This is a genomic window from Acinetobacter nosocomialis (genome assembly GCF_041021905.1).
GTDB classification, from domain to species: domain Bacteria; phylum Pseudomonadota; class Gammaproteobacteria; order Pseudomonadales; family Moraxellaceae; genus Acinetobacter; species Acinetobacter nosocomialis.
Genome location: NZ_CP157432.1, coordinates 3,588,565 through 3,601,129, shown reverse-complemented (window position 1 = coordinate 3,601,129; position 12,565 = coordinate 3,588,565). Strand labels below are relative to the sequence as shown.

The following is a 12,565-nucleotide window of genomic DNA, read 5'->3' as shown; positions in this document are numbered from 1 at the left end:
AACCTATGCAGCTTTTTTAGTACTTCTTAAAGTAACTCCAATCGAGGCCAGCATTACGCAAGCCAAAGCCACCCATTGCAGCATGCTGATTTCTTCGTGAAGTAATAGGAAACCCGTTAATGCTGCCAATGCTGGTGCTAAACTCGTTAGAGTGCCATAAGTTAATTTATTGAGTTGTTTGAGTGCCATTAAATCGAGTGCATAGGGAATTGCAGTCGCTAAAATAGCGATAAGTAATGCTTTACCCCAGTACTGTGTCTCAAGTAATGCAGGCGCATTATGCCAAATACCAATTGGTAGTAATGCAAGTGCAGATACGCCGATTCCAATTGTTAATGCATGCATTCCTATATTTTGAGTCACAACTCTATGGCCGAAATAAATATAGAACGCCCAGCAAAGCCCAGCACCTAGAGCACATGCTGCACCTATATATGAGAAATGGTGCTGAACTGGGTTTTGCCAAGGTACCATAAGTGCAATACCTAACATGGCAAGCGCTACCCAAATGTAGTCGCTCTTTTGTTTAATCGAAAGAAGCGCAAGACCTAATGGACCAATAAACTCTAATCCAACAGCAATCCCTTGGGGTAATTTTCCAAGCGACGTATAAAATAAAATATTCATTAACCCTAAAGATGCACAGTACATCAATAAATCACGCCATTTTAAGTAGGGTAAGCGCGACCAGATTTTCCAAGAGCGAAACATGACCGCAACAATAACTGTGGCAAAACATAACCTTAAGATAGTAACGGTAAGGGGGTCCAAAGCTGCAATAAGTTGCTTAGCAAATGAGGCGCTGATTTGATATGAGACCATCGACAAAATCATGTATAGCACAGCAATAATTGAAAGATTTTGCATGGACATACCTTAACGCTTCATTTGATATTTAAAAAATAAGAGTGATTAATTATAGCCAATATTGTGTTTTAACCAGCAGGTTTCATAGCGTTAACCTGCTGTTTTTTCACGTTGTTGACGAGCTTTTTGAGTCGTTATGGTACAACCGACGGAAGCAGTAATAATTGTTGCGAGTGCCAACCATTGGTTCCATAACAGATATTCGCCTAAAAATATAAAGCCAGAAAGGGCTGCAACTGCAGGTTCTAGGCTCATCAATGTTCCAAAGCTTAGTGGGGTTAAATTGCGTAGTGCTAACATTTCTAAAGAAAACGGAAGCGCACTGGCCAAAATTGCTAAACCAATAAAATAAAAAAGATAGGGCAGCTCTATAACTTGAGCAATTGAGCCTGAAAAAAATGTAATTGGTAAAAGTATGCAAGCACCTATAGCCATACCTAAACAAACGGTGTGATTACCTGAAATTCCAGAAGGTTTTTGTCCTGCAATAATATAAAGCGCCCAACATGCGCCCGCACTCATTGCAAATAAAACGCCGATCCAATCCAAGCTATGAGCTTGATTAAAAGGAAATAATAAAATGAGTCCAAGAATTGCGAAAGTGACCCATACAAAATCATATTTTTGGCGAGCATGATATAAAGCCACGCTTAATGGGCCAATAAATTCAAATGCAACTGCAATACCGATCGGCAAACGTTCAAGAGATAAATAGAAAAGAGCATTCATGCCTGCAAGAGCAAAGCCATAAGCCAAAATCGCTTTCCATCGAACCTGACTAAAATTAATTCGCCAGATTTTAAAAATAAAAGCCAGAATACACGCTCCAATACATAAACGCATTGCAGACACTGTCAAAACGGGAAAGCTCTGAAATAAAACTTTAGCTAACGATGCGCTACTTTGGACGCTCAACATAGCAAGAATAAGGAAGCCCAAAGCATGGAGCTGGGATTTCTGGCTTGGACTGGACATTTTATTATTTGATCAATTGGTATACTTTTCACATGATAATGTAAATACCCATAAAAAAGCCACAGACAATGCTGTGGCTTTTAAATTTACAGTTCGAATTAGAACAATACGCGTACGCGAATTGTGCCTTCAACTTCGTGTAATGTATCTAAAGCTTCTTGAGATGCAGAAGCGTCAACATCCATAATGAGGTAACCAATGTCACCTTTAGTCATAAGAGACTGACCAGAAATGTTGATGCCTTGTTCAGCAAACAAGTTGTTGATTTTAGACAATACACCCGGTACGTTTTTATGGATGTGTAGTAAACGGTGTTGACCCGCCGTTAATGGCAATGCGATTTCTGGGAAGTTTACCGCAGAAAGTGTCATACCCTTGTCAGAGTAAGCAACGAATTTCTCTGCTACTTCTAAACCGATGTTTGCTTGAGCTTCCATCGTTGAACCACCAACGTGAGGAGTCAAGATCACGTTGTCTAAACCACGAAGTGGAGACTGGAATTCTTCACCATTTGCTTTCGGTTCTTTCGGGAATACGTCAACTGCCGCACCTGCAAGGTGACCAGATTTGATTGCATCAGCTAAATCTTCGATTACTACACATGTACCACGTGCAGCATTTAAGAAGATTGCGCCTTCTTTCATTTTTGCAAATTGTTCTTTAGTAAAGAAGTTACGTGTAGACGGAACATCTGGTACATGTAAAGTCACAACATCAGCAGTTGCTAAAAGTTCATCTAAAGAACCAACTTGGCGAGCATTACCCATTGGTAACTTAGTGACTGCATCATAATAAATAACATGCATACCCATGCTTTCAGCAAGAACTGAAAGTTGAGAACCGATGGAACCGTAACCCACAATACCTAAAGTTTTGCCACGAGTTTCAAAAGAACCCACAGCAGATTTGTCCCAACCACCACGATGACAAGCCGCTGACTTTTCAGGAACACGGCGAAGAAGAAGAATTGTTTCAGCAAGTACAAGCTCTGCCACCGAACGCGTATTTGAATACGGTGCGTTGAATACAGGAATACCACGTGCCATTGCTGCTTTAAGATCAACTTGGTTTGTTCCGATACAGAAACAACCTACTGCGATCAATTTATTTGCAGCTTCGAAAACTTCTTCAGTCAATTGGGTACGCGAACGAATACCAATAAAGTGAGCATCTTTAATTGCTTCTTTAAGCGCTTCGCCTTCAAGAGCAGTTTTACGATAGTCAATATTGGTGTAACCCGCAGCGTTTAAAGTATCGACTGCGTTTTGGTGAACGCCTTCTAACAAAAGGAAACGGATTTTATCTTTAGGTAGTGAAAGATGTTGGCTCATTACGGCTCCGCTACAAAGGCCAAATTTGGTGGCGGTATAATAACATACTGGGCAGCGCTATAGATATTTCGTTTATACCATCGCCTTATGGCAATTTTATCTATGTCTAATCACTTCTGTTTATGGCTTGCCGAGCGCTATGAAATATGCTTGGTATTCTTAAAGGCTTAGGTTTTCCTTTAGAGCCTTATAAAAACACATTTATTGGTTTTAAACATGTTTTGTAGTGACAGTATCTCTATTATGAACTTTATCGCTTGTGCGGTTACATGTAGAATATAGAAGTTCCTTGAACATTATGGCTTTGCTCAGGTGAAAACCTTGAGAATATGAGGTCATAGTCCCACCACAGTTTACTTCTTGCTAGGTCTGCAAACGATGAATGCTCCAGTCGCTTTAACACCTGAGTTACTCACCCAATTAACAGCAATCGTCGGTGAAAACCGTATTAAAACCGATGCTGATAGTCTCGAAAACTGGGGTAAAGATCATACCAAGCATTTTAATCCGAACCCATCGGTCATCGTTTTTCCATCAACGACTGAACAAGTTCAGGCAGTTGTAAAACTTGCGAACCAGTTTAATGTCGCGATTACGCCATCTGGTGGCCGTACTGGTCTCTCTGCTGGCGCAGTAGCAACCAATGGTGAAATTGTCATTAGTATGGACAAAATGAACCAAATTCTTGAGTTCTTCCCGGCAGACCGTATGGTGCGTGTTCAAGCTGGTGTTGTGACTGAGCAATTGCAGAATTATGCAGAAGAACAAAGTATGTATTATCCGGTTGACTTTGCATCAGCAGGTTCTAGTCAGATTGGCGGTAATATTGGTACCAATGCTGGCGGTATTAAAGTCATTAAATATGGCATGACACGTAACTGGGTGCTTGGTTTAACTGTAGTTACTGGTAAAGGCGACATTTTACGTTTAAACAAAGGCATGGTTAAAAATGCAACTGGTTATGCATTACAGCATTTGTTTATTGGTGGTGAAGGCACATTAGGTTTAGTGACCGAAGCAGAAATTAAACTTGAGCGTCAACCACAAAACTTACAAGTTTTAGTTTTAGGTGTTCCTGATTTTGATGCAGTAATGCCTGTATTACATGCGTTCCAAAAAGATATCGACTTAACAGCATTTGAGTTCTTTGGTGAACTTGCAATGCAAAAAGTTTTAAACAATGGTCATGTACAACGTCCATTTGAAACCGAATGTCCGTTCTATGTATTACTTGAGTTTGAAGCACCATACGAGCCGATTATCGACAAAGCAATGGAAATTTTCGAGCATTGTATGGAGCAGGGCTGGGTACTTGATGGCGTGATGAGCCAAAGCCTTGATCAAGTAGAGAGTTTATGGCGTTTACGCGAAGATATTTCTGAATCAATTGCACCGTTTATTCCATACAAAAATGATATTTCTGTATTAATTACTCACGTACCTGCATTTATTCGTGAGATTGATGCAATTGTTCAAGAGAACTATCCTGATTTTGAAATTTGCTGGTTCGGTCATATCGGCGATGGTAACTTGCACTTAAATATTTTGAAACCTGAAAACTTAACCAAAGATGAGTTCTTTGCGAAGTGTCAGGTTGTGAATAAATATGTATTTGATACCGTGAAAAAATACGATGGTTCAATCTCTGCTGAGCATGGCGTAGGTATGACGAAAAAGCCATATTTGGAATATTCGCGTTCTCCTGAAGAAATTGAATATATGAAAGCTTTGAAAAAAGTATTTGACCCGAAAGGTATTATGAACCCGGGTAAATTATTTGATCTCTAATGCTTTATTAAATAAAAGAAGTTCTGCTAAAAGCGTATCGTAAGATGCGCTTTTTTATTAAATTTTTTATTTCTTGTACGTTTTCCAACCTGTCAGAATATGATAAATCAACGGTAAAAGACTAAGAGCAAAAAAACTACAAAGCACAATGGCCCATAGAGGTAAATCCCTTGGATTACCTAAAAAGAAATAGGCAAAAATAGAATAAGACAACATCGAAAACATCGCCATTGTTCCAAGTGGAAGCGTGACTTTAAAAATTAACATGCTAGCAAATGTTTTGTAGGGTTCCATGTTGCGCTTTAGACTGTAGGCAATAATCATGAGCAACACATAACCTAAAATAAATAGCATAAATAAAGCGGCTGCAAACAATAGAATTGTTCGCCAGCTCTTTTCTTGCGCTGTGTGATCACCAGATTCATAAACAACAGTAATATGTTCACCAACTACAGGCATATCAACAGAGCGAACTGAATTATCTAAAGTTAGAGTTCTATTTTGATTATCTTTAAATTGAACCTGAGCAGTATGCATGAGTGTTTTAGTCTTATATTTACGCCCATTTGAGTCTGTGCGTTCAGTATCTACCCATTCAGAAGTATAACTCACTACAGTTGCATCGTAAGTTGGTTTGGTTGCTAAGCCGTAGACTGCCTGAGAAACCCAATAAGTAAATGGGAAAAATAAAGCACTAATACTAAAAACTACGGCAAATAAATAAGCAAATTCAAATTTACTACTTTTACGATTTTTACCTAAACGCTTGACCCAAAACTTGGTGAGTACAAATGACCAAATCATCAAAACTGCAACGACCACCAAGAAAACTTGTCCCGCATAAGTCAGTTGCATAACGATCCTATTTGTTATGTGTATTTGAAATTAATTTTATCAAACGATTGTCATTAAAGTTGTGTAAGCAAGAACAAATATTTGGTCTGTAAAAGAGTAGCCATACTTACAACTACATAGTTTCTACAGAGTAACCGAGCAAGGCATAGCATCATAAAGCTATGCCTTTTGTTTTGGTGATAAAGATGCAACGTTTATTTTTAATTTCGGCACTTTGTGCTGGACTTTTCACTGGGTGTGCGACGACCAGTAAATTAATTCCATTTGTGGGTTCGGAAACCCCAATGCAACAAGTACTTAAAGCTCAACCTGAGATTGTAAAAGAGCACAATAACACCTCAGTTCAGCAAGTGTTTAACCGTGTAGAGTCTCCGACTGTTTCTCGTATTACGGTCATTCAAACAGGTTTAATGGATGACTCTGTTTCAGCTATTCGTACAGAATATTCATTTAAATTAGTCGATGAAAAGTGGCAATTGCAAAATAAGCAAAAGAGCTACCAATGTGCGAGAGGAAAAAATACTAAAGGTTTCCAAACACAGCTTTGCTCATAAAAATAAAAAGACGATAAATATATCGTCTTTTTTTACCCTTTAAATTATACGCCACTCTCTAAAATTCTAATTTTGACATCAACGACATCATCTTTGACTGCTTCATGATGCGCTTGCATATGAGGTGTAGCTAAGTGTGCTTCAAGATGAGCCACGCTTTCCCATTTTTCTAACATAACAATCGTGTCAGGCTCTTGAGTCTGGAAGCTCGCATTTGATTTATGGTCAATTAAAGGTTCATAACCATGACAACCTTCTTCTGCTAAAACAGTTGGAATGATTTTCTGAAATGCATCCAATACGTTTTGGCGGTGCTGTCCACCCGATTGAGTACGAATTTCCGCAATAATGGTAAGCATGGTTTTCTCCGGATTAGGCTGCTGCAAATACAGTGTTTAGATGTGCTTTATATTCTTCAACGTAACTATCAATGTCAGGCATTTTAATTACATCATTTACAATAAATGTTGGTAGGGTACTCATACCTAAGAACTGATTGGCTTTATGAAATGGTAAATAAACACCATCTACACCAACGCCGTGGAAGAACTGATCTGCATCATTAAATGCTTCCATCGGTGCATTCCAAGTGAGTGACAGCATATATTTCTTGTCATGAATTAAACCACCTGAACCATATTTTTTTGAGGCATCAGAGCGGCTACGACCATCGTTTGCATATAATGAACCGTGACCTGTCGTAAATACATCATCAATATATTTTTTTACAGTCCACGGTGCACCCATCCACCAGCCGGGCATTTGATAAATCACGACATCTGCCCATAAGAATTTTTCTACCTCAGCTTCTGCATTGTAGTCGCTATCTGCACGAGTGACTTGTACGTCATGACCTAGTTCAGTGAGATGGTCCGTTGCCAATGCCGTGAGTGTGTCATTTAATTCACCATTTGAATGCGCAAATTGTTTAGCGCCATTAATGACTAAAATATTGCTCATGGAAGTTTCTCTAATTCAATTCTTAAACTTGAGCGATACTTTAGAGAAGTTACTCTTAGAGAAAAATGCAGTAATTGGAAAAATATTATTGAGTAAAAATCACTAATATGGACTGGATATATTGTATTTATGCTTTACTTGAAAGATATATTTTACAAAGTTGAACGGAAAAAATTGTTTGTAGCCTTTAGCATCAAGGTGAAGTTGTGGTGGAGTTGAGTATGAAAAAAATTGGTTTACTCATGATGTGTAATTTATTGGTTCTGAGTGCATGTACACCGAATACAAACCCACCTACACCTCAAGCTAATAGTCCGATACAAGCTGTTTTGATCGATCAACCAAACCTTTTAAATAACGCAAGTAATTTAAGTATTTCACAGCAAATGAATGCTTTGGATGATGCTTCTAATGCACAAGTAACTATTTTACAAACTGTGCCTAGTGAAGATGCTATATCAAAAACACGTACTGAATATTTATTAAAACGTGATCAGACCATTTGGAAAATCGTAAATAAAAAGCAAAGCTACCAATGTACAAAAGGGCAGGAAACAACAGATTTCCAAGTTAATCCTTGTCCTTAAGGCTGAATCTGTAGAAGATATGTGGATAACTTTAGAGTTATTCACAATATAAAAGTGGGTTGAGGCTAAGCAAAATATAGAATTTAAAATGGTTGGAATTGTCCGATTGCTGATCAATATAAAAAGTGATATTGTGTCATCCGGCAATTAAGCCAAATGGTAAAAATTACCGAATCTCACGTCATACATTTTTTCTTGTCTTAGACACCTTGTGAATACGGTGTTTCACATTCTAAACATGCACTCTCACGGCATATAACAGCTTAACTAAAGATTGACTGACCATACTGTCATCGTCATGACTACATTATTTATTTCAATATGTAGTTGCTGAGACATTTTGGCCGCTATTTTGAAGTGTACAACTCATGAATAATATTCAAACGACAGCGTTGAACCGTACAACGTTGATGTTTCCTTTAGCTTTAGTGCTATTTGAATTTGCGGTTTATATTGGTAATGACCTGATTCAGCCAGCTATGTTGGCAATTACTGAAGATTTTGGTGTAAGTGCAACTTGGGCACCATCTTCAATGTCATTTTACTTATTAGGTGGTGCATCTGTTGCATGGTTACTTGGGCCTTTATCAGATCGATTAGGTCGTAAGAAAGTTCTTTTAACTGGTGTTTTATTTTTTGCCTTGTGTTGTTTTTTAATTTTATTAACAAGACAAATCGAACACTTTCTGACATTACGTTTTCTACAAGGTATTGGGCTAAGTGTAATTTCAGCAGTCGGATATGCGGCAATTCAAGAAAATTTTGCCGAACGTGATGCAATTAAAGTCATGGCACTCATGGCAAATATCTCATTACTTGCGCCCTTGCTAGGACCTGTACTTGGAGCTTTCTTAATTGATTATGTATCTTGGCACTGGGGTTTTGTGGCAATTGCTTTACTTGCACTGCTGAGTTGGGTTGGCTTAAAGAAACAAATGCCGAGTCAGAAGGTGAGTGTAACCAAGCAGCCTTTTAGCTATCTTTTTGATGACTTTAAAAAAGTATTTAGCAATCGGCAATTCCTTGGTTTAACGCTAGCCTTACCGCTTGTCGGTATGCCGCTTATGCTTTGGATTGCATTATCGCCCATTATTTTGGTCGATGAGCTCAAGCTAACGAGTGTGCAATATGGATTAGCTCAATTCCCAGTATTTTTAGGTTTAATTGTAGGTAACATCGTTTTAATTAAAATTATTGACCGTTTGGCTTTAGGTAAAACAGTCCTAATTGGTTTACCGATTATGCTCACTGGTACAGTCATTTTAATATTAGGTGTTGTCTGGCAAATCTATTTAATTCCTTGTTTACTTACGGGAATGACACTTATTTGCTTTGGTGAAGGAATTAGTTTCTCAGTGTTGTATCGCTTTGCACTTATGTCATCTGAAGTGTCGAAAGGAACTGTAGCTGCTGCTGTTTCAATGCTATTAATGACGAGCTTTTTTGCAATGATTGAGCTTGTACGTTATCTCTATACTCAATTTCACTTATGGGCTTTCGTGCTATCTGCTTTTGCATTTATCGCACTGTGGTTTACTCAACCACGCTTGGCCTTAAAAGAGGAAATGCAGGAAAGAGTTGCACAAAATTTACATTAAAAAAATACCGGAATTTATATTCCGGTATTTTTTATTCTACTTAATTTCTTGCTCTAAAAGTTTGTTTTTAAGGGTCAACAACTCAGGCAAGGTTTCTAATAGTAAGCTCATTTGTTTTAACACGAGCGTGTAGCTTTCTGAAAAGTCTTCATGAGTTGTTAAGCTTTGAATTTGCTTTAAAGTTTGCTCAATAAAATTCAAGTCAACAGAAACTTGTTCAAATAAACTTTGGTTAAGAATTTGCTGGCAATCCAGTAAAAGCTGTAATACCTGTTGATCTTCAATTTTTTGTCTTTGGCTACCTAATGCTGCGACATAACTCAACTGGCTATGACTATAAACTAAATAACGAAAGGCGTAATGAATCAGCTCCGGTTTTGGGTTGGGCTCAGCACTTAAGCTCGAAATCATATTCGAGAGCTCAATTTGTGCATTATGTGCAGCACGGCGAATTCTACGATATTCAATGTCCTGATTTTTACCATGTTGGTATTGCTCAACAATCACATTGAAATAATCCAGTGTGGCTTGGCTACTTTTTTTAATATTGTTTGGAATATTACGAAAGTTCCAGTCTGGCCATATAAAATTAACAGCAAGCCATGCAATAAAGCAGCCTAATAAGGTGTCGATTAGACGAGGTAAAATAATACTGAAACCTGCACCTTTTAAGTTGAAAATGAGCAATACCATTAAGGTTGCCATCAGTGTTGCCAAAGCATATTTCTTCTGGCGCAAGTAGAAAAAGCTCACTCCACAAATAATAGTGAGAATGAGTTGACCTTCAATGCTTGGAACAAAATACAAAATAGGAATACCCCATAAAACGCCAAGTAAGGTTCCAATTGTTCTAAGTTTTAAACGGCTTTTGGTTGCAAAGTAAGTAATTTGGCAAACAAATAAACTAGTGAGTAAAATCCAGTAGCCATGTTGGGCAAAAGGTAATAGAGAAATTGCGTAACCCGCAGCAAACACAACCGCAATTCGTATTGCATGTCTAAATAGGGCAGATTGTGGTGTTAGTTGCTGCCGAATTTTTAATACAAGGTCAGAAAAACCTTGAATATCATCATCTAGCAAATTGAGGTGTTCTTGTTTGTTTTGACTTAGCGTTTCATTAAACGGCTGCGCATATTGAAGCTGTTCAAATTGTTCATGCATGCCTTTTAAATTATTAAAAATCAATTTTAGATTTTTAACTTCAAAATTTTGCGGGTGCTGTTGTATCCAGTCTTTTAAAGAACTTTCCAAATGGTTTAAAACAATTTGTCCTTCTTGAGAAGACTGATATTGCTGGTTATGCAAAATACATTGGGCTAAATCGTGGCAAGCTTGGGCCTGTAAACGCAGATTTTTTTGAAAACGGAAAATAAGATCACTACGGCTAAAGTTTTGTTGAATATGTTCGTAGTGTAGTTAATTAGAAGTCGCTTGTTCATGTATATCGCGGGCAAAAAAGTACAGGTTTAACCAGTAAATACTTTTATTACTGACTCGTGATGCCTTAAGACGAGTTAGCAGGGAACTACGTATTTGGTTAAGACTTTGCGCGACTTGCGTATTTTGGAGTGATAATTCAAATAAAAGCTGTTCAACATTTTCTTTATTATCAGGATCGAACAAGCGTGCTTTAGCTTGAAGTAAGGCAGAGATTTCTTCAAAAATTTGTGAAAGTTTATCTTGTAAAGGAAGGGTTGGTTTAAGAATAAAAAATAAAATAGAAGTTAGACCGTACCACAGTGCGCCATAGACAAAATAAGTAGGCTGTTGATACCAGTGAGCATATTCTCCTAAACCAAACATGCTATAAATTGAAAGTAAAATTGTACCAAAAGAAATGGTAGCGTAGCGCTGACCTAAGGCGCCCAATAAAATGAAACAAGCACTTGAAATTGAAAGATATAAAATAAATAAAAGTTTATAGGGTGCTAAAAATCCAAGAATAGTGCTGACAGTAAAAAAGAGTAGGCAGACATACAGTAAGTTGCGTAAACGAAGACTTAAGCGATCGTCAAAATCGGTTAGTGCTGCGGCAATCGCACCTAACGTTACAGGAACAATGAGTTCGTTATGACCCAACCACAGTAAGCCTAAAGTTGTGCCTGTGAGTACAATTAAAATTTGCAGGCAGTAAATTAAAATTGAATTCGCTTTAAAACGATTAAATATTTGAGTCAAATAATTCACGGCTTTTTTTCTAAATGTGAGGGTACGTGATAAGGGGTATTTAAATTTTTATTACTTGAAAAATATTATGCGTTTTATTTAAAAAAGTCAGTTTGTTTTTAAGATTTTATAATAATTAATTTGTCTAAATTGCTTAATAAAATAACAAAATTGTGGATATCTTTTTAGATACCCACAATTTAAAAAATAACAAATTATTGAATTACGCCACAGGCAATTCGTGCTCCGCCACCGCCTAAAGGTAGAGGAGAATCTGAATAGTTATCACCACCCGCATGAATCATGATTGCGCGACCTTGAATGTCCGCAAGTTTTAAACGTGGCGCAATAACAGCGGTGGTAGCAACACCGGTGCTGTCGACGACTAATGCTGGTAAGTCGCCCAAGTGCCCGTTAGTTGGCGTACCATGATGTGGTGCTTGATTAGGATTATAGTGACTACCCGCAGCTAAAGCAGCACCTGGTTTTCCATCTTTAACAACAGGAGCACACGATGCATTTTCATGAATATGGAAACCACGAGTACCGCTTGGTAAATCTGCTAAAGCAGGGGTAATAATTAAGCCTTTATCACTGTCTTGAAAGCTAATCGTCCCGATTTTTTTACCAATCCCATTAGCTGTGACTTCATTTACATCGACTACTTTTTTGGTATGCATTGTCGTTAATGCATGAGTCGTATCTGAAACAGTTTTGCTGACCGTGCTACAACCGACTGTTAATAAGGCTGTCAGTGCGCATACTGCACTCATTTTATTTAATAATGGCATTATTGGATGTCCTTATAGATATATAGATATAAAGCTGATTTTTTTATTCAAGCAAAGGCTCGTTAAGCCTACAAGTTAATTTAAATAGTCACT

11 protein-coding genes and 1 pseudogene are annotated in these 12,565 nt (G+C 37.7%); 4 read left to right on the top strand and 8 right to left on the bottom strand.

Annotated elements, in window-relative coordinates:
• Positions 1 to 3: 3 nt before the first annotated feature.
• The 3 genes from ABLC00_RS16845 to serA all read right to left on the bottom strand — a co-directional run bounded on the left by ABLC00_RS16845 (position 4) and on the right by serA (position 3,173).
• The gene (locus ABLC00_RS16845) at positions 4 to 867 is read right to left on the bottom strand and encodes a DMT family transporter (RefSeq protein WP_031953420.1); all 864 of its coding nucleotides are present in this window, start codon (positions 865 to 867) and stop codon (positions 4 to 6) included.
• A 90-nt stretch (positions 868 to 957) separates the two neighbouring features.
• Positions 958 to 1,842 (bottom strand): DMT family transporter, encoded by an 885-nt coding sequence (locus ABLC00_RS16840; protein ID WP_004884668.1) that lies wholly within the window; start codon positions 1,840 to 1,842, stop codon positions 958 to 960.
• A gap of 98 nt (positions 1,843 to 1,940) precedes the next feature.
• Positions 1,941 to 3,173, bottom strand: a complete 1,233-nt coding sequence (gene serA / locus ABLC00_RS16835; RefSeq protein ID WP_002051786.1) for a phosphoglycerate dehydrogenase — start codon at positions 3,171 to 3,173, stop codon at positions 1,941 to 1,943.
• Between the two features lie 378 nt (positions 3,174 to 3,551).
• Between serA and ABLC00_RS16830 the strand changes: the two genes are divergently transcribed.
• Positions 3,552 to 4,961: an FAD-binding oxidoreductase gene (locus ABLC00_RS16830; protein ID WP_033854126.1), complete on the top strand. Its 1,410-nt coding sequence runs from the start codon at positions 3,552 to 3,554 to the stop codon at positions 4,959 to 4,961.
• 66 nt (positions 4,962 to 5,027) lie between these two features.
• Here ABLC00_RS16830 and ABLC00_RS16825 read toward each other — a convergent pair whose 3' ends face one another.
• A complete protein-coding gene (locus ABLC00_RS16825) occupies positions 5,028 to 5,816 on the bottom strand; it encodes a hypothetical protein (RefSeq protein ID WP_006582568.1) in 789 nt (262 codons plus the stop codon).
• Between the two features lie 185 nt (positions 5,817 to 6,001).
• Here ABLC00_RS16825 and ABLC00_RS16820 point away from each other — a divergent pair, with 185 nt between their 5' ends.
• Positions 6,002 to 6,370: a hypothetical protein gene (locus ABLC00_RS16820; protein ID WP_002051640.1), complete on the top strand. Its 369-nt coding sequence runs from the start codon at positions 6,002 to 6,004 to the stop codon at positions 6,368 to 6,370.
• 44 nt (positions 6,371 to 6,414) lie between these two features.
• On the opposite strand, the gene ABLC00_RS16815 is transcribed toward ABLC00_RS16820, so the two are convergent.
• Together ABLC00_RS16815 and ABLC00_RS16810 are read right to left on the bottom strand one after the other, a co-directional pair.
• Complete coding sequence (locus tag ABLC00_RS16815; RefSeq protein WP_006582569.1) at positions 6,415 to 6,729, bottom strand: putative quinol monooxygenase; 315 nt, start codon at positions 6,727 to 6,729, stop codon at positions 6,415 to 6,417.
• Positions 6,730 to 6,742: 13 nt separating this feature from the next.
• On the bottom strand, positions 6,743 to 7,330 hold the full coding sequence (locus ABLC00_RS16810) for an NAD(P)H-dependent oxidoreductase (protein WP_006582570.1): 588 nt from the start codon (positions 7,328 to 7,330) through the stop codon (positions 6,743 to 6,745).
• Between the two features lie 221 nt (positions 7,331 to 7,551).
• On the opposite strand from ABLC00_RS16810, the gene ABLC00_RS16805 reads away from it, so the two are divergent.
• Together ABLC00_RS16805 and ABLC00_RS16800 are read left to right on the top strand one after the other, a co-directional pair.
• Entirely contained in the window at positions 7,552 to 7,917 is a 366-nt protein-coding gene (locus ABLC00_RS16805; RefSeq protein ID WP_002051788.1) for a hypothetical protein, read from the top strand.
• Between the two features lie 368 nt (positions 7,918 to 8,285).
• Positions 8,286 to 9,515 (top strand): MFS transporter, encoded by a 1,230-nt coding sequence (locus tag ABLC00_RS16800; RefSeq protein WP_006582571.1) that lies wholly within the window; start codon positions 8,286 to 8,288, stop codon positions 9,513 to 9,515.
• 36 nt (positions 9,516 to 9,551) lie between these two features.
• Here the strand turns inward: ABLC00_RS16800 and yccS are convergent.
• Together yccS and sodC are read right to left on the bottom strand one after the other, a co-directional pair.
• Positions 9,552 to 11,702, bottom strand: a pseudogene (gene yccS, locus ABLC00_RS16795) (YccS family putative transporter).
• Positions 11,703 to 11,896: 194 nt separating this feature from the next.
• Complete coding sequence (sodC, locus tag ABLC00_RS16790; RefSeq protein WP_348940998.1) at positions 11,897 to 12,472, bottom strand: superoxide dismutase [Cu-Zn] SodC; 576 nt, start codon at positions 12,470 to 12,472, stop codon at positions 11,897 to 11,899.
• Between the last annotated feature and the right edge of the window lie 93 nt (positions 12,473 to 12,565).

Bases quoted from the DNA above. Each gene is read 5' to 3' on its own strand.
- ABLC00_RS16845 (WP_031953420.1), bottom strand. From the start codon at position 867: ATGCAAAATCTTTCAATTATTGCTGTGCTATACATGATTTTGTCGATG.
- ABLC00_RS16840 (WP_004884668.1), bottom strand. From the start codon at position 1,842: ATGTCCAGTCCAAGCCAGAAATCCCAGCTCCATGCTTTGGGCTTCCTT.
- serA (WP_002051786.1), bottom strand. From the start codon at position 3,173: ATGAGCCAACATCTTTCACTACCTAAAGATAAAATCCGTTTCCTTTTG.
- ABLC00_RS16830 (WP_033854126.1), top strand. From the start codon at position 3,552: ATGAATGCTCCAGTCGCTTTAACACCTGAGTTACTCACCCAATTAACA.
- ABLC00_RS16825 (WP_006582568.1), bottom strand. From the start codon at position 5,816: ATGCAACTGACTTATGCGGGACAAGTTTTCTTGGTGGTCGTTGCAGTT.
- ABLC00_RS16820 (WP_002051640.1), top strand. From the start codon at position 6,002: ATGCAACGTTTATTTTTAATTTCGGCACTTTGTGCTGGACTTTTCACT.
- ABLC00_RS16815 (WP_006582569.1), bottom strand. From the start codon at position 6,729: ATGCTTACCATTATTGCGGAAATTCGTACTCAATCGGGTGGACAGCAC.
- ABLC00_RS16810 (WP_006582570.1), bottom strand. From the start codon at position 7,330: ATGAGCAATATTTTAGTCATTAATGGCGCTAAACAATTTGCGCATTCA.
- ABLC00_RS16805 (WP_002051788.1), top strand. From the start codon at position 7,552: ATGAAAAAAATTGGTTTACTCATGATGTGTAATTTATTGGTTCTGAGT.
- ABLC00_RS16800 (WP_006582571.1), top strand. From the start codon at position 8,286: ATGAATAATATTCAAACGACAGCGTTGAACCGTACAACGTTGATGTTT.
- sodC (WP_348940998.1), bottom strand. From the start codon at position 12,472: ATGCCATTATTAAATAAAATGAGTGCAGTATGCGCACTGACAGCCTTA.